We start from the raw sequence: 21,530 nt of genomic DNA, 5'->3' as shown, positions 1-21,530 counted from the left end.
CCATGACTTCGCTCTATACCGCTCACATGACACACCGCCGAGGCCTGACGTTCTGGGGCCAGTGGCTGTGCGCGCTGTCGCTGGTGACGGCGCTGTTGATGTTGCTCGTGCAGTGGCGCGTCGGCAGTCTGACCAGTGAATACCGCATCCTGATCATTCTGACGGTGCTCGGCTCGGTGCCGATATACAGCGTGATGCAGGTCTACCACAAACGCCATGGTTTGCTGGTCGGGCTTGGCAGGTTGCTGGCCGGGTGGTTGACCCTGCTGGCCGTACTGGCGGCGATTGCGTTCTTCACCCAGACCAGCGCCATTTATTCACGCCAGGTGATCATGGTCTGGGCGGTGCTGGGTTTCATGGTTCAGGCCTTGAGCTTTCTGCCCCTGCATTACCTGGCCCGCCTGTACTCGCGCAAGGTCTGCAACGGGCGCCGTTCGGTGATCATCGGTACCTGCCCGACGGCCCATGAACTGGCGAAAAAACTGTCCCGACCGAACCGCGCGCTGGTGCTGGGCTTCATTGCCGCCGAGGACAGCTGCGGCCCTGCCCCCAGCATTCTGCCGTTGCTCGGCCACGTTTCCGCCATCCGCGAGATCATCACGGGCCAGGAAGTGCGCCGCGTCTATATCGTGCTGCCGATGGCCCATGCCGCCACCATCGAAGCCCTCTACATCGACCTGCTGGACATGAATGTCGACGTGGTGTGGATCCCGGATTTCGGCAGCATGGTGTTGCTCAACCATTCGATCTCGGAAATCGAGCGAATGCCGGCCATCTACCTCAACGAGAGCCTGATCAGCTCGCACCCTGCCAGCCTGTTTTGCAAGGATCTGTTTGAGCGAAGCCTCGCCGCCCTGGCGATTATTCTGCTCAGCCCGGTGCTGTTGGTGGTGGCCTTAGCCGTCAAGCTGACCTCCGCCGGCCCGGTGCTGTTCAAGCAGAACCGTCACGGCTGCAACGGCGAAGTGATCAAGGTCTGGAAGTTTCGCTCGATGCACGTCCACGACGACCAGCAGGTACGACAGGCCACCCGCAACGATGACCGCCTGACGCCGATCGGTGGTTTCCTGCGCCGCAGTTCCATCGACGAATTGCCACAGCTGTTCAATGTGCTGTCCGGCCGCATGGCCCTGGTCGGCCCGCGTCCGCACGCCGTCACCCACAACCTTTATTACACCGGCAAGGTGCGCGCCTACATGGCCCGGCATCGCCTCAAGCCGGGCATCACCGGGCTGGCCCAGATCACCGGCCATCGTGGCGAAACCGAGACCGTGGAAAAGATGCAGCTGCGCGTCGCCCAGGACCTCAACTACATCAACCAGTGGTCGCTGTGGCTCGACATCAAAATCCTTATCAAGACCCCCTTCACGCTGTTCTCGAAAAACATCTACTGAGCCCCTTTCCCGCGTCTGCCGCTCCCCTGCCCGACCGTTGATAACCGTCACGACGACCTGAGGTTCGACCATGAATGTGAGCGTATTCGGTATTGGTTACGTAGGCCTTGTCCAGGGTGCTGCATTGGCCGAGGTCGGGCACAACGTGCTCTGCGTCGACGTCGACGCGGGCAGGGTCGAGGCGCTGAAAGAGGGCACGCTGCCGATCTACGAGCCTGGCCTCAAGAGTCTGGTGCGCGACAATTATCAAAGCGGCCGGCTGCGGTTCGGCACAGACCTGGTGGACGCCGTTCACCACGGCGATGTGCTGTTGATCGCCGTCGGCACACCGCCCGACGAAGACGGTTCGGCGGATCTCCAATACGTGCTGAGCGTGGCGCAGACCATCGCGCTGAACATGGATCGGCACCAGATCATCGTCGACAAATCCACCGTGCCCGTCGGTACGGGGGACCGAGTTCGAGCGTGTATCGAGCAGGTGCTGGCCGACAACGGTCGCGGCGATCTGACGTTCGACGTAGTTTCAAACCCGGAATTTCTCAAGGAAGGCTGCGCGGTCGAAGACTGCATGCGCCCGGACCGGATCATCATCGGCACCGACAGCCCGCGTGCCGAGGAGGTCATGCGCGAACTGTATGAACCGTTCAATCGCAGCCGCGAAAAAATCATCGTCATGGATGTTCGCAGCGCCGAGCTGACCAAATACGCCGCCAACTGCATGCTGGCGACCAAGATCAGCTTCATGAACGAAATGGCCTGCCTCGCCGAAAGGCTCGGCGCCGACATCGAAAAGGTGCGCCACGGCATCGGCGCCGACCCGCGCATCGGTTACCAGTTTATCTACCCAGGTCTGGGCTACGGCGGCTCGTGTTTTCCCAAAGACGTGAAGGCGCTGATACAGGCGGCCGACGGTGTCGACATCGACGCCCGGGTGCTCAAGGCCGTGGAAGCGCGCAATCAGGAGCAGAAAGCCAGCCTCTATCGCAAAGTATTCGATCACTTCGACGGTCACCTTCGCGGCAAGACGTTTGCCCTGTGGGGGCTGAGTTTCAAACCCAATACCGACGACATGCGCGAGGCCCCCAGCCGGGTACTGATGGAGGCCTTGTGGCAAGCCGGCGCCAGCGTGCAGGCGTTTGACCCGAAAGCCATGGAAGAGGCCCAGCGCCTTTACGGCTCGCGCGATGACCTGACCCTGACAGGCACCAAAGAGGCGGCGCTGAAAAATGCCGACGCCCTGATCATCGTCACCGAGTGGCAATCGTTTCGGGCACCGGACTTCGACCAGCTCAGCCGGTTGCTCAAACAGCCGTTGATTTTCGACGGACGCAACCTGTTCGATCCGCAGCGCTTGAGCAAACGCGGTTTCACCTACGTCTCCGTGGGTCGGCAGACCCCTTCAGTTCTCTGAAAGGAGCCGCACCATGTTCAAACTGGAGATAGTCGGCCACTACTCGGCGAAATTGCTGGAGGCCAACCAGGCCTATTCCTTCATCAACTTTGCCTCGATCGGCAGTTTTTTCGAGCAAAACCCGAGCAGCGTTGCCTATTTTTGCGACGGCATGCTGATGTCAACCTTCATGTCTCGCGTCACCGGCAGACCGATTGGCCGGGTCAGTTTCGACTTCACCTCGATAGCCGACGTCGTGCTGCGCAGCGCCGAGCAACAGGGCAAACGGGTTTATTTCGTCGGCGCCCGACAAGCCGAACTCGACCTGTTCATCAGCAAGATCAAAAGCCTTTATCCGCAACTGAGCATCGCCGGCTATCACAACGGCTATTTCGACGCCGCCCAGGCCGAAGGCATTCGGAACGACATCTGTCGCAGTGCAGCGGACATTCTGATCGTCGGCCTGGGCGCCGGACGGCAAGAGCAGTTCGAGCAGGATGCCCTGCGCGCAGGCTTTCGCGGGGTCGCCTTCAGCTGTGGCGGGTTCATCCGCCAGGAAGCTTTGGCCACGCGGCAGTACTACCCGGCGCTGATCAATCGCCTGCACTTGCGCGCGTTCTATCGCATGTACCGCGAGCCCCACACGATCAAACGCTACCTCATCGATTACCCGAGCAACTTCCTGCACCTGCTGAACATGATCGTTCGACACAAAGTCGCCATCAGCGTTGGGGAATGACCATGCACATCCTGTTTACCCTCAAGGATTTCAAGCCCGGCGGTGGCGTCGAGCGCGTTCAGCAACGGTTGTCCGAGCAGTTTCTCAAGGACGGCCGGCGCGTGAGCTTTTTCGTCATGAACGCGGACATGCCCGACACCCGGGACATTCAATGCTTCAGCGGTGGCGGCAGCGGCCTCGTCGGCCTGTTCAAGTCCATCGTTTTGCTGCGCCGGCTCATACGGCGTGAAGGTGTCACCCACCTCATTTCCGCCAAGGAGCAGGCCAACCTCTGCACGTGGTTCGCCACCCTGGGCAGTGCCTGCAAGGTCATCTACAGCCGCCATGCGACCCTCGACTGCAGCGAACAGAAAACCGGCCCCTCAAGCCTGCGTCTGCTCTACGCCTTGTACCTGTGTGGCAGTGGCAAGGTGGTGACGGTGTCCTCGGCGTTGCGCCAGACCCTTGCCGATGCCGTGCCTTGGGGGCGGCAGCGCATCCGTTATTGCCCCAACGCGGTCGTCACCGATCAACTGTTTCAAGCCGCCCGGGCGCCCCGGCCCGCCGACTTGCCCCGCAACTACTGGCTGAGTCTGGGGCGTCTGGTCGAACCCAAAGGGTTTCATCTGCTGCTCGATGCCTACGCGTTGGCGCTGCGCAGCGCGGCGCTGCCGGATCTGGTGATCGTCGGCGATGGCCCATTGCGCGAAGCCTTGGTCACCCAGGCCAGGCAATTGGGTATCGCACAACGGGTGCACTTCAGCGGGTTTATGAGCAATCCCTATCCCGTGCTCAGGCAGGCCCGACTGTTCATTTTGAGTTCCCTGCAGGAAGGCATGCCGACCGTGCTGATCGAGGCCTTGGCGCTGGGCACCCCGGTGCTGGCCTGCGATTGCGAGACCGGGCCCAGAGAACTGCTGGACCATGGCCGACTCGGTCAACTGGTGATCGTCGACGACGTACAGGCACTGGCCGACGGCATGCTGCGCAACCTGACCTCAGGTCACATCGCTCCCGGCGAAAAGACGCTCACTGCCACCCTGCGCCCGTACACCAGTCAGTACGCGGCGCAGGCGTATTACCAGGTCTGGAATCAATGAAAAAGTTACTGATCATCCTCCATGACCTCAGCGCCGGCGGTGCTGAAAAAATGATGGCGCGGCTCGCCAAGGCACTGGTGGATGCGGGCAATGACGTGACATTGCTGATGCTCACCGGCGGCGGCCTTCACGCAGCGCATCTCGACCCGCGCGTGAAAAAGATTGAATTGCACAGTCCGCGCAGCGTCCGTGCAGTGCCGGCACTCACGCGTTTTCTGCGTGCCAATCGCTTTGATGCCCAACTGGCGGCCCTCACCCACGTCAACGTGGTGGCGATCGTCGCGGCGGCCCTGTCCGGCACGCTGGCCCGGCTGCACGTCAGCGAGCGCAATGCCTTTTCCCATGACCGGCACGTGAACCCCGATTTCATGGTGCGCATGGCATATCGGGTGGCACCGCTGCTGTATCGGCTGATTCCCAATCCGGTGATCTGCGTTTCGCGCGGCGTCGCTCAGGACCTGGTCGATACCACCCTCGCCCGACGCCAGGACGTGACCATTGCCGACAACCCGGTGCTCGACAACGACTTTCGCGAGAGGCCACCGGGACTGCCCCGCCACCGCTGGCTGCTGGAAAAGTCCGGCACGGTGATCGTCGCCGTGGGGCGCCTGGCACCGCAAAAAGGTTTCGACACGCTGATCACAGCATTCGCCGCACTGCCGGATCGCGATGCCCGCCTGATCATTTTTGGCGAAGGCGCCCTCCGGGCCGAACTGCTAGAACAGGCGAAACAGCTGGGGGTGGCGGAGCGCTTCGATCTGCCGGGCTATGCCGATGATCCCCTGACAGAAGTGGCAGCAGCCGACTGCTTCGTACTCTCGTCGCGTTTCGAGGGCAGCCCCAACGCGCTGGTCGAGGCGTTATCCACGGGTACGCCGGTGGTGGCGACCCGCTGCCCCCATGGCCCTCAGGAGATTCTCGGCGGCGGCGTGGTGGCGCCGCTTGTCGCTGTCGATGATCCAATCGCCCTGGCCCAGGCCATCGCCGAGCAACTGTCCATTCCGCGCGATCTGCAGCGTCAGTCACGCCTCGATGCAGCCGCGCGATTCATGAGTGCCAGCGCGGTGCAGACCTACCTTAAAGCGTTGATCGGGAGCCCGTCATCATGAGCACATTGACGATCAGGTATTCGACGTTACGCGACGCCTTCACCGTGTTCGGGATCCTGTTTTACATACAGGTGATCACTTTTGTGCTCGGTCTGGGCAGTGCCGCGAGCTTTGGCGACATCAATAAAGACCTCGAAGGCAACGTCGCCAATCAGGTCTGCGGCCTTATCACGCTGCTGGTGCCGCTGTTCTTTTTCATCCGCAACAAGGTATTCCTCAGCAAAACCTTTTATCGCAGCAACTTCTTCCTGCTGGTTTTTCTGCTCTGCGTCATCGCGTCGATCGGCTGGTCCCACGACCCGATGCTCAGCCTCAAGCGGTTCATCGCCCTGCTCGGCGTGGTGTTTTTCGCCGGTTTTCTTGCCTATAACTACTCCCTTGAAAAAATCACCTTCATGCTCGGTTGCGCCATCGGCATAGCGGCGCTGATCGGGTTGTTGCTCGCTGTGGTCATGCCTGAAGTGGCGTTTCTCTCCGGGGGGATTCGCGACGGCGCATTCAAAGGCGTTTTCGCTGAAAAGAATGCCGGCGCCCGGCTCAACGCGATCGCCATCGTGCTGTTGCTGCCGATGATCCGGCAGCGCAATCGCTGGGCGCTCTTCTGTTCGTTCTTTTCGCTGGTCGCGATCCTGCTTGCCCAGTCAGCCACCGGCGTGGCGCTGATCATTTCCGGCACGATCAGCTACTGGTACTTCCTCACAATGATCCGCCTGGGCATCAATCGCTCACAGCTGCTGTTCCTCGGATGCACCCTGCTTTACCTGCTGGTTTGCCTGTTTCTGTACAGCAACTTTGCGGTGCTGCTGGAAATGGCCGGTCGCGACCCGTCACTGACCGATCGCACCTTGATCTGGGAATTGCTCGCGCCTTTCATCGACAGCCAGTTTCTCAAGGGCTACGGCTTCGGCGCCTTCTGGTCCAGCCCTGATGCCGATGCGTTCATCACCCGCTGGGGTTATATCGGCAACGCCCACAGCGGCTACATGGAGACCCTGCTCAACGGTGGCCTCATCCAGCTGACGGCGCTGGCGCTGATGTTGGGTGAAGCACTGTTCAAGCAATACCGCGCCGTGACGGCGAATCAGGCAGCCCGGTTTCGCGCCAGTGCGCTGGTCATCATCGGCCTGTTCGCCATCACCAATTATGTGGCCTACGTGATTCCCAACTACCGCTCCGCCGAGTTCCTGGTGTTCTGCACGCTGGCCCTGACCTTCCGGCACCACCACGCGACCTATCCCGAATCCTCACCGGCAGCGCTGCGTCAGCGTTCGTCGGGCAGCGCACTACCGCGCGATTCCGCCCGCGCGTAACCCAAGGAGAATCACCGTGCCAAACCAAGCTCCCCGTTCAGCAGATTCAGTGTGCGTCATCATTCCGATGTACAACGGCGCCGAAAGCATCGAGCAGACACTGACCTCCCTGGCCCGGCAAACCCGACTGCCCGATCACGTCATCGTCATCGACGACGGGTCCACCGATGACGGACCACAGCGGGTCAGAGACTTTGTCGCGCCGTTTCGCTTGACGCTGTTACAGCAACCCAACGAAGGCCAGGCCAGCGCCCGTAATCATGGGATGCGGCACTCCGAAGAAACGTTTGTGGCAATGCTCGATGCCGATGACCAATGGCATCCGCGAAAGTTGGAGTTACAGCTGGCACTGTATGACGAACTCACCCGCCAGGGCCGGCCGGTGGGGCTGATCGACTGCTATGCACAAGTCAATTACAGCGATGGCAGGCGCCAGCTGGACGACCGGTTGAAGAACGGCAGGCACTTCTACGATTTCATCCATGCCAACGTCGTCAATGGCGTCTCTACCGCGCTGGTCAAACGTGACGTGATCATGCAACTGGGCGGCTTCGATGCCAGCCTGCGTTATTCCGAAGACCGTTTCATGTGGACCCGGATCGCCGAGCATTGGGAGATCCACACGGTGCCGGAGGTGTTGCTGGAGCGCACGGTCAATGGCGGCAACATGACCGCGAATCCGAAAAAGTACTACCAGAACAAAATCCGCTTCATCGAGGTGTACCTCGCCCGCTACGGCGCGCAGTTGACCCGGCAGCAGCGGATCGATTTCGTGCTGGGCAACCACACCGATTTTCTCGAGGCGTTTTCCCGACGCGGCGAGCATGACCAGGTCCTCGGCGTGTACCGGCGAATGCTGGATTGCTCCTGGCAGGCCCTGATCTTCGCCAGCGGCAAACCGACCTTGCGCTACCTCTATGCCCGCGCCAGAACCTTGCGCAAGGCAACGGCGTCAACCACGGCTCATTGATACGGTATCCGCCATGGCCAACCACCGTCTGACGACATTGACCTGGATCTTCACCGAGAAATTCGGCCTGATCCTGCTGTCGATGATTACCTTTGTCGCCTACGCCAGGCTGCTGTCGCCTGCCGAGCTGGGTGTGGGCACGGTCATCATTGCCATCGTCGAACTGATCGGTCTGGTGTACTCGTCGGTGCTGGAAGACCCGCTGGTCCGGCTTGAGCGGCTGGAAGACAAGCACATCTGCACCGCCTACTGGGCGGCGGTGCTGGTCAGTCTGGCGAGCATTGGCGTCATTTCGGGCGCGGTCATGCTGTACACCCCCGACCCGGTGCTGCAATGGATGACGGCGATAGCCTCGATAAAGATCCTGTTCACCATGATGGCGCGGGTCTATGTGGCGCAGATGCGCCGCAGCAGCAACTTCAAGATGCTGGCGTCGCGCACATTGCTGGGCAAAGTGGCGGGGGGAGTCGGTGGCATTGCTGTTGCGCTTTGGGGACTGGGTGCGTGGGCGGTCATTGCCCAGGCGCTGATCATGGAATTGATGTCGATCATTGTGTTGATGCGCGCCGACCCGCGACGTATCCCTTTTTACATCGATGGTCCGATCCTGCGTGAATTGTTGAGGTCAGGCGCACCGGTGGCCATCAACGCACTGAGCTCGCAAACCCTGCAGCGCGGGGTCAACGTGGTGCTGGGCATCACCGCCGGGGCGAACGCTGTCGGCATGTTCAACATGGCGATGCGCATCATCGAACTGCCACGCACCGCAATCTACAACGGCTTGCTGAGCTACGCGCTGCCGGCGTTCTCCCGGCGCAGCGCAGAGCCCAGACGATTGATCGGGATCGTTGGCGATTCTACCGCCGTCAGCGGGTTTGTGTTGACGCCCCTGTTCATCGGACTCGCACTCACGGCAAACGACCTGATCCTGTTGATCTTCGGCGCCAAATGGGCAGAGGCCATCCCGCTGCTGCAAGTACTGGCTTGCACGGCCGCCATCGGCAACAGCGCCATGTACGCCACCACCGCACTGGTGGCGGTCAACCGCAGCCACCTCACGATCAAGGCCGAAGTGCTGACCACCGCGCTGGCCCTGGCGCTGGTCTACACCCTCGGCAACCTGTACGGCGGCATGGCCGCAGCCGTCGCTCTGCTGGCGCGCATGCTGGTCATCACGCCGTTGCAAATCCGCGGCCTGAACACGGCGATCGGCTACAGCTGGCGCGGCTTTTTCGAAGCCAGTTACCGCAGCGTGATCGCTTCCCTGGTCATGGCTGCAACCGTGCTGCTGGTGCTACCGCAGCTGGGTCTCCAGGGCTACGTGCATTTGATCGGCAGCGTCGTGCTCGGCGCACTGAGTTATGCCGTGGGTTACAGCGCCCTGCACCCGCACTGGCCGCAGGAATTCAAATCGGTTTTCACCTCCCGCTGAGTTCAGCCCTGAGACAGGAAGGCCTCACCATGCGCAAAACCACGTTGATTACTGGCGGTGCCGGCTACATCGGCTCGCATACTGTGCTAGCCCTGATTAACGCCGGCCACAAAGTGCTGGTGCTCGACAACCTGTGCAACAGCTGTCGAGAGTGCATCCGGCGCCTTGAGCAACTGACCCTGACCCGCGTCGACTTCATCAAGGGCGATATTCGCGACTCGGTCCTGCTCGACGATATCTTCAGCCGGCACGACATCGAGGCCGTGGTGCACTTTGCCAGTCTCAAATCCGTCGAAGAAAGCGTGCGCAAGCCGCTGGATTACTACGTCAACAACGTTGCCGGCACGCTTGGCCTGTGTCAGGCGATGGCCCGCAATAACGTATTCCGGCTGGTGTTCAGCTCGTCAGCCACGGTGTACGGGGAGCCGACGCGCACGCCGATTGCCGAAGATTTTGGCACCGGCAAACCGGTCAATCCCTATGGCCGCACCAAGCTGATGATCGAAGAGTTGCTGACGGATCTGTGCAACTCCGATCCGCGCTGGAGCATTGGATTGTTGCGTTACTTCAACCCGATCGGCGCCCACGAAAGCGGAATGATCGGCGAAGACCCGCGGGGCCGCCCCAACAACCTGTTGCCGTGCCTGACCCAGGTTGCCATAGGCCGGATACCCGAACTCACGGTGTACGGCAGCGACTATCCCACGGTGGACGGGACCTGCGTGCGCGACTACATCCACGTGGTCGACCTGGCCATCGGTCACCTCAAGGCCCTGCAGGTGCTGCAGCACGCCAACGGCATTCACTACTGGAACCTCGGAACGGGCGTTGGCTACAGCGTGTTGCAAATCATCCACAGCTTCGAAGACATCACCGGCATCAGCATTCCCTACCGTTTCGTCCCTCGACGCGCGGGTGACATCGCCAAGTGCTGGGCCGATCCCGCCAAGGCAGGACGCGAACTGGGCTGGAGCGCGCTGCGTGGCCTGGAACAAATGATCACCGATACCTGGCGCTGGCAGTCGTGCAATCCGCAGGGATATCAATCTTCATTCAAGATTCCGGCACCCATTGCGGTGAAGTGATGCCGATGTTCAAAGAATGTCTGTTGGCCGTGCTGTTTTCAGTTTCGCTGATCAGCAACGCCGCGCAGGCACCTCCTGCGGTGCCGACCACCGGGCTCATGTTGTGGCTGGACGCGGCGGATGCGTCAACAGTGACTCTGGATGCGCAGAACCGTCTCCAGCGCTGGAGCGACAAGTCAGGCAAGGCCAATGACGCGACCGTCGATGGCGCTTCTTCGCCGCCACAACGGATGGAGAACAGCCTCAATGGCCATTCGGTGGTGCGCTTGAGCGGCAACTCTGGATTGCTCGGCCGGACCCTGCGCACGGCGAAAGGGCCTGCGACTGTACTGATCGTGTCCCGGCGGTTGCCGGAACAGGCCGGGGTCGATCCCTGGCAACGTTTGTTCAGTTCACGACCGCAGGCCGCCAGCAACGATAACGTGCTGCCGAATTTCGCCGTGAGCCTTCCGCAAACCGGTGCTTATGAGCCGACGGTTTCTGTCCTTGAGCTGCAGGACGTCCCGCTGGGACCGTATGGCGTGGGGCGCAATGCCGTCGGCAATGCCGAAAACTTTCGCGGCGACATCGCCGAAGTCCTGGTGTATGACCGGCCGTTTGCATCGCTCGCGGAGCGCCAGCGCGTATTTCGGTACCTGGCGGACAAGTGGTCCGTGGCCATACCGGTTCAGGCCGATACCTGGACACGTGTCGGCCCGCTGGACGCTCTGCCGTCCCACATCAATCCGGATCTGCCGTTGTCCGATCAGGCCAATGCCGGCCGGTGGTTGCTCAACACCACGCTGTCCGACGAGTTCGATGGCACCACCCTCGACCGCACGCGCTGGCACGTCAACAATGCTATCGGCAACGAGTCGCTGGGACGCAAGCCGGCGTTGTTCACCGAGCGCAATGCCAGCGTCGGCAACGGCTATCTGAAGATTGTCTTTCGCAAGGAAACCCTGCCGCCGAAATACGTGCAGCTAGGTTTCAAGGATTACACCTCGGCGATGGTTCGTACCCTCGAACGTGGCTTCTACGGCTATTACGAAACACGAGCCAAACCCATGAACTCTGCGGCTTCCAGCGCGTTCTGGCTGGCGTGGACAGGCATGGCCGACAACGCCACCGAAATCGATATCTTTGAAATCGGCGGCAAGACCAAAGAGGCGGCCTCGGACCGCGCCTACAACATGAACGCCCACCTCTGGGCCACGCCACAGAGCACCGAACATATCGCCGACGGCAGCACCTGGACCAGCCCCTGGCGGCTGGCCGGCGACTTTCATGTCTACGGCTTCGACTGGCAGCCCGACACCCTGCGCTGGTACGTCGATGGCGTACTGGTCAGGGAGTCGAAGAACAAACACTTTTTCTACCCCATGCAGATCGTCTTTGACAGTGAGGCCATGTGGAAATGGTTCGGCGTGGTCGACGATGCTGACCTGCCCTCCACGTTCGAAGTCGATTACATCCGCATGTGGCTACGCAGTCCTTGAGCACCCTACGCCGCTTTGGCCTTGAGTCGGATGTCACACGACACAGTCCTCAGTGATCGATCCGCGCTGACGAGTCTGGAGCGCCTGTACATGAACAAGCGACGACTGAACGAACTGGACTTGCTGCGCTTCCTCGCCGCGATCGCCGTAGTGTTTTTTCACTATGCGTTTCGCGGCTATGCGAGGGGCGATATGTCGGTAATGCCCTATCCGCTATTGGCTGACGTTGCCAAATACGGTTACCTGGGCGTCGAACTGTTTTTCATGATCAGCGGATTCGTGATCCTGATGACGGCTTCGAACAACGATCTCAAAGCGTTTTTCATTTCCCGCGTCATCCGCCTCTGCCCGGCTTTCTGGGTGTGCTGCACGATCACTTTTCTCGTCACGCTGGCCATTGGTCAGCCAAGATTTTCGGCTGATTTTTATCAATACATGATCAACATGACATTCCTCGGCGACCTGATCGGTGTCCCACCCATCGACGGGGTCTACTGGTCACTGTTCGTCGAAATAAAGTTCTACCTGATGATCGCCGTCCTGTTGGCCTTCAAGAAGATAGAGAAAATAGAAAACTTCCTTGTGCTCTGGCTGCTGATCTCGGCCGCAGCGGAAGTCTTTGCTTTCGAAAAACTGCGCTCGGTCCTGATCACCGACTACGCGGCCTATTTCATCGCTGGCGCGACGTTCTACATCATCTGGGACAAGGGTTTTACCAAATCCCGTATTTCCCTGCTGGCAGCTGCTCAGGCATTGGCCAGCTTCAACGCGATCACCTGGGCCGAGTCGATCGAACTGAAATATTCGACCGAATACGATTCCTTGATTATCTGCGGTGTCATTGCCCTGTTTTTCATGACGTTTCTTTTTATCTCGACGCGTAAAACGGCAGCCTTGGGCAAGTTCGACTGGACAGCACTGGGCGCCCTGACGTACCCGCTTTACCTGCTGCATCAAATGATCGGCTTCATGATCTTCAATATGGCTTATCCGGCTGTGAATCCTCACGTGCTGCTGTGGGGCACCCTCGCTTTGATGATAGGTGCGTCCCATGTCATCCATAAAGAAATAGAAACCCCGATGGCCAGACTGATGAAAAGATCCCTTTCATCCTCCTTCAAGCGTCTCAGAGTTGGTTAGTCGGTAGCGCAACAGGCTTGGCAACATCGGCCTATCGATAAATGAAAAAGACGGGAGAGATTTCGGCGAATACCGAAACCTCTCCCGTCTTTTTTTTGTGGTGCAGAGTGCCCGTCACATCGACGATGAGCGCTTCAAGGTCTCGCTCGGCAACTCCTTGAACATCGCCCGGTAACTGCTTGAAAAACGCCCCAAATGCCAGAACGACCAGTTCATCGCGACCTCCGCCACCGTCGTGTCTGCCGGCGAGCGTTTGAGCAATTCCCGCCGCGCACTGTTGAGCCTGCGCAAACGCAGCCAATGGCTCGGCGACATCCCCGTGTACGCCTTGAAGGTCTGCTGCAATTGGCGCAGGGAAACCCCGGCCACCCGCGACAGCTCCAGCAGATTGAGGGTTTCTTCCGGTGAATCCGCCGCCCACTCCCCTACGCGTTTGAGGGTGATTCGCTCTTCGGCGCGACGCTGCAAGCCACCACCGTCCAGGCACACGCTCGCGTTGTCGAGTATGAACAGGCAGTCCTCGAGCAATTGCTGGGTCAGCGCTTCTTTGCTTGGCTGATCAAGGGTTTGCGACAACTTCGTGAGAGTGGAGCTTAACCAGCGGCTGAACAATCCATTCTGCGCGCCATTGAGCGGAGCCATGAACAGACCTTCCAGCCTGGCCACGTCCAGGCCGTTGCGCTGGACGAATTCCGGGCCGAACACCACGGCGATTTCCTGATAGTTCTCCGGGGTGATCCAGATGTTGCGGCTCTCTTCATTGAGCAGATAGAGCGCGTTGTCGCTGCGATCGAAACAGAACGCCAGCGAGCCTTCCGGCGCGCTGAAATTCTGCTCGACCCGGGTGTTCATCTGTTCTTCGTAAACCTCCACACCCTGCAAATCCAGATAACGGATCTGCCCGGCGAAATGCCCCGGCGACATCTGCTGGTAATGCTGAACCCAACCCGGCGTGGCGCGGATCTGTTCGGTGACATCGGCGGTGTTGAACGCTTGAACCTGAAGCGGATTGCACGTCGTCATGGGGAACCTTGCGCACTCTTTTGGTGCGCTTTGGTGCTGCTGAAAGTGGATAGATGGAACGTCAAGGCCCGCCCAAGATAGTCGTCAACGCGCCACAGGGGAAGCCTGCGAAAGATGAAATCGCTTTTCCCCCGCGTCAACAAAACCAACGACGAGGTCTTTATGAATGCCCCTTTCGATCAGCTGTTCACGTGGCTGAAAGATCACAAGATTACCGAAGTGGAATGCGTGGTCAGCGACCTGACCGGCATCGCCCGCGGCAAGATCGCACCGACCAACAAGTTCCTGCATGAGCGAGGCATGCGCCTGCCGGAAAGTGTGCTGCTGCAAACGGTAACCGGGGATTTTGTCGACGACGACATCTACTATGACCTGCTCGACCCGGCCGACATCGACATGGTCTGCAAGCCGGTGAGCGACGCGGTGTACGTGATTCCATGGGCCATCGAGCCGACCGCCATCGTCATTCACGACACCTTCGACAAGTTCGGCAACCCGATCGAACTGTCGCCGCGCAACGTGCTGAAGAAAGTCCTGCAGCTGTACACCGACAAAGGCTGGAAGCCGATCGTGGCGCCGGAAATGGAGTTCTACCTGACCCAGCGCTGCGAAGACCCGGACTTGCCGCTCAAGGCACCGCTGGGCCGTTCCGGTCGCGCCGAAAGCGGTCGTCAGTCGTTCTCCATCGACGCCGCCAACGAATTCGATCCGCTGTTCGAAGACGTCTACGACTGGTGCGAACTGCAAGGCCTGGACCTGGACACGCTGATCCACGAAGACGGCCCGGCGCAGATGGAAATCAACTTCCGCCACGGCGACGCGCTGGATCTGGCCGACCAGATCACCGTGTTCAAACGCACCCTGCGTGAGGCGGCGCTCAAACACAACGTGACCGCGACCTTCATGGCCAAGCCGATCGGCGATGAGCCCGGCAGCGCCATGCACCTGCACCAGAGCGTGGTCGAGATCGCCAGCGGCCAGCCGATTTTCGCCAATGCCGACGGCAGCATGAGTGACCTGTTCCGCCATCACATCGGCGGCCTGCAGAAATACATCCCGAAAGTGCTGCCGATGTTCGCGCCGAACGTGAACTCGTTCCGCCGCTTCCTGCCGGACACCTCGGCACCGGTCAACGTTGAATGGGGCGAAGAAAACCGCACCGTCGGCCTGCGGGTGCCGACCTCCGGCCCTGAGGCGATGCGGGTTGAAAACCGTCTGCCCGGCGCCGACGCCAACCCGTATCTGGCCATCGCCGCGAGCCTGCTGTGCGGCTACATCGGCATGGTCGAAGGCATCGAACCGAGCGCCGCCGTCGAAGGCCGGGCTTACGAGCGCCGCAACCTGCGCCTGCCGATCACCATCGAAGAAGCCCTGACCCAGATGGAAGAGTGCGACACCGTCGCGCAATACCTGGGCAGCAAGTTCGTGCGCGGCTACGTCGCGGTGAAACGCGCCGAGCATGAAAACTTCAAGCGCGTGATCAGCTCCTGGGAGCGGGAGTTCCTGTTGTTGAGCGTCTGATTAAAACAACAAAAACCAACCCACGATCGTTCCCACGCTCTGCGTGGGAATGCAGCCCGGGACGCTCTGCGTCCCAAGAGCGGACGCGGAGCGTCCATTGAGGCATTCCCACGCGGAGCGTGGGAACGATCAGCACAAGGACCGTGCTCACCTGAAAAATCCAATAATTCGAAGAGGTGTCGATATGCGTCTGTTGAAATACCTGATTCCCGCCACCCTGGCCCTGGCGTGCAGTGCCGGTGCCTTCGCCCAACCCCAGGTCAGCGTCTACAACTGGACCGATTACATCGGCGAAACCACCCTCGCCGACTTCCAGTCATCCAGCGGGATCAAGGTGATCTACGACGTCTTCGACTCCAACGAAACCCTCGAAGGCAAACTGCTCGCCGGGCGTACCGGGTATGACGTGGTGGTGCCGTCCAACCACTTCCTCGCCCGTCAGGTAAAGGCCGGCGCCTTCCTCAAACTGGACCGCTCGCAACTGCCGAACTGGAAAAACCTCGACCCGAAACTGCTGGCCCTGCTCGAGAAGAATGATCCGGGCAACCAGCACTCGGTGCCGTACCTGTGGGGCACAAACGGCATCGGCTACAACGTCGACAAGGTCAAGCAAGTGCTGGGCATCGATCACATCGATTCCTGGGCCGTGCTGTTCGAACCGGAAAACCTGAAGAAACTCACCCAGTGCGGCGTGTCGATGATGGACTCGGCCGATGAAGTGTTCCCGGCGATCCTCAACTACATGGGCATGGACCCGCGCAGCGAGAAACCCGAGGACTACAAGAAGGCCGAAGAGAAACTGCTGAGCATCCGGCCGTACATCACCTATTTCCACTCCTCGAAATACGTGTCCGATCTGGCCAACGGCGACATCTGCGTGGCCTTCGGTTATTCCGGCGACGTGTTCCAGGCCGCCAACCGCGCCAAGGAAGCCAAGAACGGCGTGAACATCGCTTACTCGATTCCCAAGGAAGGCGCGAACCTGTGGTTCGACCTGTTGGCGATTCCCGCCGACGCCGGCAACACCAAGGAAGCCCACGCCTTCATCAATTACCTGCTCGATCCGCAAGTGATTGCCAAGGTCAGCGCCTCGGTGGGTTACGCCAACCCGAACCCGGCGGCCAAGCAATACATGGATCCGGAGCTGGTCAACAATCCCGAGGTCTATCCGTCCCAGGAAGTCCTCGACAAGCTCTACATCTCCTCTACCCCGCCCCAGTCGATCATGCGTCTGATGACCCGGTCCTGGAGCAAAGTGAAGTCGAACAAATGAATCAGTACACCCAGGAACACGCCCACTCCTATTACGCCGCGTCGGCCCGGGCCAGCACACCTTATCCGGAACTGGCGGGTGATCTGATCGCCGATGTCTGCGTAATCGGCGGTGGTTTCACCGGCCTCAACACGGCCATTGAACTGGCGCAGCGCGGGCTTTCGGTAATTCTGCTCGAAGCCCGGCGCATCGGCTGGGGCGCCAGCGGGCGCAATGGCGGGCAACTGATTCGCGGGATCGGTCATGACGTCGAAGGCTTCTCGCGGCATGTTGGCGCCGAAGGCGTGCGCTACCTGCACCGGGCCGGGATCGACTCGGTGGAGCTGGTGCGCCAGCGCATCAGCGACAACGCCATCGAGTGCGACCTGCGCTGGGGTTTCTGTGAGCTGGCGAACACGCCGGCGCAGTTCGACGCCTTCAAGGCCGAGCAGGACAGCCTGGCGCAGCTGGGTTACCGCCATGAAACGCGGCTGGTTGCCCCTGAGCTGATTCGTCAGCAAGTGGTGAACGCGGGTGTCTACAAGGGCGGCCTGATCGACATGGGTTCGGGCCACTTGCACCCGCTCGACCTGGTGCAGGGTGAAGCGCGGCTGGCGGCGTCCCTCGGGGTGCGGATTTTCGAACAGAGCCCGGTGCTGGAAATCGTCCATGGCGCGACCGTTCAAGTACGCACCCCAAGCGGCACCGTGCGCGCCGGCAGTCTGGTGCTCGGCTGCAACGCGCACCTGGAAGAACTCGAACAGCAACTCAGCGGCAAGGTCCTGCCCGCCGGCAGTTACATCATCGCCACCGAACCGCTGTCGCCGGAACGCGCCGCCGAGCTGATTCCGCAAAATCTGGCGCTGTGCGACCAGAAAGTCGGCCTCGACTACTATCGGCTTTCGGCGGACCGGCGCTTGCTGTTCGGCGGCGCCTGCCATTACTCGGGACGGGATCCGGCGGACATCGCCGCCTACATGCGACCGAAGATGCTCAAGGTGTTTCCACAACTGGCGGATGTGCGCATTGACTATCAATGGGGCGGCAAAATCGGCATCACCGCCAACCGCTTCCCGCAGGTCGGCCGTTTGAAGCAGCACCCGAACGTGTTCTACGCCCAGGGCTATTCCGGCCACGGCCTGAACGTCACCCACTGGTGCGCCAGGCTGCTGGGCGAAGCGATTCATGCCGGCCACAGTCAGGGCATGGACGTGTTCAGCAATGTGCCGCACATGACCTTCCCCGGCGGCCCGGCGCTGCGTTCGCCACTGCTGGCACTGGGCATGTTCTGGTATCGCCTGCGGGAGCTGCTGGGATGACGCTTCGCGGTTAAAGCATCCTGCACATTTGCTCTATCGCGAAGCACTTCTATATTGATGAAGTGCTTTTGCGTTCCTGACGCTCAGTGCCCACACACCCTGGAGGTCATGGATGGAGTCGTCAGCCGCCGATCAACCGCGAGCGCCCGGCCACGCGCCGATCAAGACCCGGCGTTTCAGCATTTCGCTGGTGTGGATTGTGCCGATCGTCGCGGTGCTGGTGGGCCTCTCGCTGGTGGTGCACAACCTGATGCAGGAAGGCCCGACCATCACCGTCACCTTCAAGACCGGCAGCGGCCTGACCGCCAACAAGACCGAAGTCAAATACCGCAACGTAGTGATCGGCCAGGTCACGGATGTCGAACTGAGCGACGACCAGAAAAGCGTCAACGCCACGATCAAACTGGCCAAGCAGGCCGAAACCTTCACCCGCGAAGACTCGCAGTTCTGGGTCGTTCGCCCACGCATTGGTGCGGGCGGTGTCTCGGGCATCGACACGTTGCTGTCCGGCGACTACATCGGCGCCGATATCGGTCAGTCGAACTCGCGCGCAAAACACTTCAAAGGCCTGGAAAACCCGCCGCCGATCACCTACGGCGAACCGGGCAAACGCTTCAACCTGCACGCCTCGGACCTCGGCTCGCTGGATATCGGCTCGCCGGTCTATTACCGCAAGATCCCGGTGGGCCAGGTGGTGGCCTACGCGCTGGACGCTGATGGCAAAGGGGTGAACATCGAGGTGTTCATCCACGCACCGAACGACGCCTACGTCACGGAAAACACCCGGTTCTGGAACGCCAGCGGCATTGACGTCAACGTCGGCGCCAACGGTTTTGCGGTGAAAACCGAATCGTTGTCGACCTTGCTGGTGGGCGGCATCGCCTTCCGCGCGCCGGAGTACAGCCCCAACGATGTCGCCGCCGCCGAAGAAAGGACTTACGACCTGTTCGACGACCAGCAAACCGCCCTCGCCCCGCCCAACGGCAAGGCGCAATACCTGAGCCTGCGTTTCGATCAGGCCCTGCGCGGGTTGAAAGTCGGCGCACCGGTGGAGTTTCTCGGCATCGAAATCGGCCGGGTAGTGAGCGTCAACCTGGACTTCGATCCGAAAAAACGCAGCTTCCCGCTCAACGTCGGCATCGTGATCTACCCGCAACGCCTCGGTCAGGCTCACGTCAAGATGCTTAAGGTACTCGAGCACAATCCGGACGACGAAGCCGCCGCCGTGCGCCTGATCGGCACCTTTATCGACAACGGCCTGCGCGCCCAGGCCCGCAGCGGCAACCTGCTGACCGGGCAGTTGTATATCGCGCTGGATTTCTTCCCCAAAGCCGAAAAAGTCGCGTTCGACCCGACCGCCCGCCCGATCAGCGTTCCGACCGTCCCCGGCAGCCTCGAACAGTTGCAGGAAAAACTCGAAGCGATGATCGACAAGCTCAACAAACTGCCGGTGGAACGGATTGCCGGCAACCTCGACAGCAACCTCGTGGAATTGCGCAAAGGCCTGACCCAGTTCAATGCCAGGACCCTGCCCGGCGTGCAGAACACCCTCGCCGACCTGAGCAAGACCCTGCAGTCGGCCAGCTCGACCCTGGCCGAAGATTCGCCGCAACGCGAACAACTGACCGAGACTCTCGACGAGCTTGGGCGCATGTCGCGTTCGTTGCGTGAACTGTCCGATTATCTGGGCCGTCATCCGGAATCGTTGATTCGCGGCCGCCCCGACAACGCCGCGCCGCTGGACCTCAAAGGGCCGCCGCGCAATTGAGCACAGGAGCTGTCCCATGGCTTTACCGCTGAAGTTCACCGTGCTCGCGATCGGCCTGCTGCTGGGCGCCTGTAAAAGCGCCCCGATCAGCTTTCACACCCTGACACCGACGCAACCGATGACCGGCCGCGCCGGTTCGGAAATCGCCATCGAAGGCATCAGCGTGCCGCCGCAGGTCGACCGGCCGCAAATCGTGATCCGCCAGGGCAACAGCGGCCTGGCGATCCTTGAGACCGAATGGTGGGGCGCCAGCCTCAGCGATGAGTTGCGCAGCGCGCTGGTGGATCAGCTCAGTAATGCCGGCGGGCCGCGCAAAACCTCCGTGCGCATTGATGTGCAACGCTTCGATTCGATTCCCGGGCAGTACGGGCTGATCGACGTCAAATGGCGCCTGCGCCAGGCCAACGCCGGAGACGACACCCTGCTCGCCTGCCGCTCGCTGCTGCAAACCCCGTCCGGGCCGACCATCGATGATCTGGTGGTGGCCCAGCAGAACAACGTCAAGCGCCTGGCTGCGTTGATCAGTCAGGCTTCCACCGGCTCACGCGGCTGCCCGCCCGCCTCCTGATCGAAACGCGATGTCTACAAGTCGAAACGATCCACCGCGCGGCGCCGCTCGTTGTCGTCGCGCACGTCGTAATTGGCGGTTGTCTGGATATTGCTGTGATGCGCCAGTTTCTGGGCGATCGACAGGTCATGCTCTTCGATCACCCGAGTGATGAACGAACGGCGGAAATCATGGGGCATGATCTTCACTCCGACCTGGGTGCCGCGTTGGCGGGCGATGTAGTAGATCGCGTGCTTGGTGATGCGCTCGCGGGTAATATGGCTGCCACGGCGGATGCGGTTGAACAGAAACGCGTCGTCGCTTTCGCCCTCCTTGAGTTCCGAACGCCGAAACTCCAGCCAGGCATTGAGTTTGGCGAACGCCCAGGCCGGTGCGTATTTGATCAGTTGTTTATTGCCCTTGGCGGTGACAAAGAGACTGCGTTCGGTGAAGTCGACCTGATTCAGGTCAAGATCCACCGACTCCGACTTGCGCATCCCAGTGCCGTACAACAGCGCAATCACCGCTGCATCGCGCAAACCTTGTGGCCGTGGATCAGCGGCGCAGACTTCCATCAATTCATGAATCAGCGTGCGCTTCAGATTGCGCCCCTGGGACAGTCGCGTGCCGGCAATGCCTTTGACCGAGCGCATCTTCAATAGATGGTCCTGGCTGATCAGGCTCATGCGCCAGGCTTCATTCATCACACCGCGAATTGCGTTTACATAAAGCGAAGACGTATTTGGCGCGTAATTGTCGGCGCGCAATGCGGCGACTAACGCAACGACATCTTCCGGTTGCAGCGCGTGCCACGGAATGTCTTCGACGTTCATGTCTTCGAAACCGAGTCGGTCGGCGGCATCTTGCAAAACGTAACGCATGGTGAGTTGGCTGGAGGGAGCCAGACGCGCCAGATACACGGTCATCGGGTTGGTTTTCAGGGTGTCGGGGGATGCAACGGGTAAGTCAATCAA

Annotated in this window: 18 protein-coding genes; 16 read left to right on the top strand and 2 right to left on the bottom strand. The window is 60.6% G+C overall.

All coding sequences use genetic code 11. The features are described from left to right. Nucleotides 1-2 precede the first annotated feature (2 nt). The 11 genes from CAF74_RS05725 to CAF74_RS05675 all read left to right on the top strand — a co-directional run bounded on the left by CAF74_RS05725 (nt 3) and on the right by CAF74_RS05675 (nt 13,126). A complete protein-coding gene (locus CAF74_RS05725; RefSeq protein WP_085745619.1) occupies nt 3-1,394 on the top strand; it encodes an undecaprenyl-phosphate glucose phosphotransferase in 1,392 nt (463 codons plus the stop codon). 70 nt (nt 1,395-1,464) lie between these two features. Next, nucleotides 1,465-2,805: a UDP-glucose/GDP-mannose dehydrogenase family protein gene (locus tag CAF74_RS05720; protein WP_085745618.1), complete on the top strand. Its 1,341-nt coding sequence runs from the start codon at nt 1,465-1,467 to the stop codon at nt 2,803-2,805. A gap of 13 nt (nt 2,806-2,818) precedes the next feature. Continuing rightward, a complete protein-coding gene (locus tag CAF74_RS05715; protein WP_085745617.1) occupies nt 2,819-3,523 on the top strand; it encodes a WecB/TagA/CpsF family glycosyltransferase in 705 nt (234 codons plus the stop codon). Nucleotides 3,524-3,525: 2 nt separating this feature from the next. After that, the gene (locus CAF74_RS05710; protein ID WP_085745855.1) at nt 3,526-4,602 is read left to right on the top strand and encodes a glycosyltransferase; all 1,077 of its coding nucleotides are present in this window, start codon (nt 3,526-3,528) and stop codon (nt 4,600-4,602) included. Next, nucleotides 4,599-5,711 carry a glycosyltransferase gene (locus tag CAF74_RS05705; RefSeq protein WP_085745616.1) on the top strand — a complete coding sequence of 371 codons (1,113 nt, stop codon included), beginning with the start codon at nt 4,599-4,601 and terminating at the stop codon, nt 5,709-5,711. The genes CAF74_RS05710 and CAF74_RS05705 overlap by 4 nt, the downstream gene beginning before the upstream one ends. Then, nucleotides 5,708-7,021, top strand: a complete 1,314-nt coding sequence (locus CAF74_RS05700) for an O-antigen ligase (RefSeq protein WP_085745615.1) — start codon at nt 5,708-5,710, stop codon at nt 7,019-7,021. The genes CAF74_RS05705 and CAF74_RS05700 overlap by 4 nt, the downstream gene beginning before the upstream one ends. Before the next feature lie 16 nt (nt 7,022-7,037). Further along, on the top strand, nt 7,038-7,991 hold the full coding sequence (locus CAF74_RS05695; protein ID WP_085745614.1) for a glycosyltransferase family A protein: 954 nt from the start codon (nt 7,038-7,040) through the stop codon (nt 7,989-7,991). A 13-nt stretch (nt 7,992-8,004) separates the two neighbouring features. Continuing rightward, nucleotides 8,005-9,423: an oligosaccharide flippase family protein gene (locus CAF74_RS05690; protein ID WP_085745613.1), complete on the top strand. Its 1,419-nt coding sequence runs from the start codon at nt 8,005-8,007 to the stop codon at nt 9,421-9,423. A 29-nt stretch (nt 9,424-9,452) separates the two neighbouring features. Beyond that, entirely contained in the window at nt 9,453-10,508 is a 1,056-nt protein-coding gene (gene galE, locus CAF74_RS05685) for a UDP-glucose 4-epimerase GalE (protein WP_085745612.1), read from the top strand. Further along, nucleotides 10,508-11,986 (top strand): family 16 glycosylhydrolase, encoded by a 1,479-nt coding sequence (locus CAF74_RS05680; protein ID WP_085745611.1) that lies wholly within the window; start codon nt 10,508-10,510, stop codon nt 11,984-11,986. The genes galE and CAF74_RS05680 overlap by 1 nt, the downstream gene beginning before the upstream one ends. 90 nt (nt 11,987-12,076) lie before the next feature. Further along, nucleotides 12,077-13,126: an acyltransferase gene (locus CAF74_RS05675; protein WP_085745610.1), complete on the top strand. Its 1,050-nt coding sequence runs from the start codon at nt 12,077-12,079 to the stop codon at nt 13,124-13,126. A 114-nt stretch (nt 13,127-13,240) separates the two neighbouring features. Here the strand turns inward: CAF74_RS05675 and CAF74_RS05670 are convergent, their stop codons facing one another. Further along, complete coding sequence (locus CAF74_RS05670; RefSeq protein WP_085745609.1) at nt 13,241-14,149, bottom strand: helix-turn-helix domain-containing protein; 909 nt, start codon at nt 14,147-14,149, stop codon at nt 13,241-13,243. Nucleotides 14,150-14,311: 162 nt separating this feature from the next. Between CAF74_RS05670 and CAF74_RS05665 the strand changes: the two genes are divergently transcribed. From CAF74_RS05665 to CAF74_RS05640, 5 genes are all read left to right on the top strand, one after another. Next, on the top strand, nt 14,312-15,670 hold the full coding sequence (locus CAF74_RS05665; protein WP_007951306.1) for a glutamine synthetase family protein: 1,359 nt from the start codon (nt 14,312-14,314) through the stop codon (nt 15,668-15,670). A 184-nt stretch (nt 15,671-15,854) separates the two neighbouring features. After that, nucleotides 15,855-16,943, top strand: coding sequence for a polyamine ABC transporter substrate-binding protein (locus tag CAF74_RS05655; protein ID WP_085745607.1), 1,089 nt, complete (start codon nt 15,855-15,857; stop codon nt 16,941-16,943). Then, a complete protein-coding gene (locus CAF74_RS05650) occupies nt 16,940-18,241 on the top strand; it encodes an FAD-binding oxidoreductase (protein ID WP_085745606.1) in 1,302 nt (433 codons plus the stop codon). The genes CAF74_RS05655 and CAF74_RS05650 overlap by 4 nt, the downstream gene beginning before the upstream one ends. Before the next feature lie 112 nt (nt 18,242-18,353). Further along, complete coding sequence (locus tag CAF74_RS05645) at nt 18,354-20,009, top strand: intermembrane transport protein PqiB (RefSeq protein ID WP_085745605.1); 1,656 nt, start codon at nt 18,354-18,356, stop codon at nt 20,007-20,009. A 16-nt stretch (nt 20,010-20,025) separates the two neighbouring features. Further along, a complete protein-coding gene (locus CAF74_RS05640; RefSeq protein WP_085745604.1) occupies nt 20,026-20,577 on the top strand; it encodes a membrane integrity-associated transporter subunit PqiC in 552 nt (183 codons plus the stop codon). A 14-nt stretch (nt 20,578-20,591) separates the two neighbouring features. Here CAF74_RS05640 and xerC read toward each other — a convergent pair whose 3' ends face one another. Next, the gene (gene xerC, locus CAF74_RS05635; protein ID WP_139832893.1) at nt 20,592-21,482 is read right to left on the bottom strand and encodes a tyrosine recombinase XerC; all 891 of its coding nucleotides are present in this window, start codon (nt 21,480-21,482) and stop codon (nt 20,592-20,594) included. Nucleotides 21,483-21,530: the final 48 nt, after the last annotated feature.

The sequence above is a fragment of the Pseudomonas sp. R45(2017) genome (assembly GCF_002112305.1).
GTDB lineage: Bacteria > Pseudomonadota > Gammaproteobacteria > Pseudomonadales > Pseudomonadaceae > Aquipseudomonas > Aquipseudomonas paraglycinae.
The sequence above is the reverse complement of the archived record's forward strand: the minus strand, read 5'-3'. Positions and strand labels throughout refer to the sequence as shown.

Bases quoted from the DNA above. Each gene is read 5' to 3' on its own strand.
- CAF74_RS05650 (WP_085745606.1), top strand. From the start codon at position 16,940: ATGAATCAGTACACCCAGGAACACGCCCACTCCTATTACGCCGCGTCG.
- CAF74_RS05700 (WP_085745615.1), top strand. From the start codon at position 5,708: ATGAGCACATTGACGATCAGGTATTCGACGTTACGCGACGCCTTCACC.
- CAF74_RS05705 (WP_085745616.1), top strand. From the start codon at position 4,599: ATGAAAAAGTTACTGATCATCCTCCATGACCTCAGCGCCGGCGGTGCT.
- CAF74_RS05665 (WP_007951306.1), top strand. From the start codon at position 14,312: ATGAATGCCCCTTTCGATCAGCTGTTCACGTGGCTGAAAGATCACAAG.
- CAF74_RS05670 (WP_085745609.1), bottom strand. From the start codon at position 14,149: ATGACGACGTGCAATCCGCTTCAGGTTCAAGCGTTCAACACCGCCGAT.
- CAF74_RS05645 (WP_085745605.1), top strand. From the start codon at position 18,354: ATGGAGTCGTCAGCCGCCGATCAACCGCGAGCGCCCGGCCACGCGCCG.
- CAF74_RS05715 (WP_085745617.1), top strand. From the start codon at position 2,819: ATGTTCAAACTGGAGATAGTCGGCCACTACTCGGCGAAATTGCTGGAG.
- CAF74_RS05690 (WP_085745613.1), top strand. From the start codon at position 8,005: ATGGCCAACCACCGTCTGACGACATTGACCTGGATCTTCACCGAGAAA.
- CAF74_RS05680 (WP_085745611.1), top strand. From the start codon at position 10,508: ATGCCGATGTTCAAAGAATGTCTGTTGGCCGTGCTGTTTTCAGTTTCG.
- CAF74_RS05710 (WP_085745855.1), top strand. From the start codon at position 3,526: ATGCACATCCTGTTTACCCTCAAGGATTTCAAGCCCGGCGGTGGCGTC.
- galE (WP_085745612.1), top strand. From the start codon at position 9,453: ATGCGCAAAACCACGTTGATTACTGGCGGTGCCGGCTACATCGGCTCG.
- CAF74_RS05675 (WP_085745610.1), top strand. From the start codon at position 12,077: ATGAACAAGCGACGACTGAACGAACTGGACTTGCTGCGCTTCCTCGCC.
- CAF74_RS05720 (WP_085745618.1), top strand. From the start codon at position 1,465: ATGAATGTGAGCGTATTCGGTATTGGTTACGTAGGCCTTGTCCAGGGT.
- CAF74_RS05640 (WP_085745604.1), top strand. From the start codon at position 20,026: ATGGCTTTACCGCTGAAGTTCACCGTGCTCGCGATCGGCCTGCTGCTG.
- CAF74_RS05725 (WP_085745619.1), top strand. From the start codon at position 3: ATGACTTCGCTCTATACCGCTCACATGACACACCGCCGAGGCCTGACG.
- CAF74_RS05655 (WP_085745607.1), top strand. From the start codon at position 15,855: ATGCGTCTGTTGAAATACCTGATTCCCGCCACCCTGGCCCTGGCGTGC.
- xerC (WP_139832893.1), bottom strand. From the start codon at position 21,482: ATGACCGTGTATCTGGCGCGTCTGGCTCCCTCCAGCCAACTCACCATG.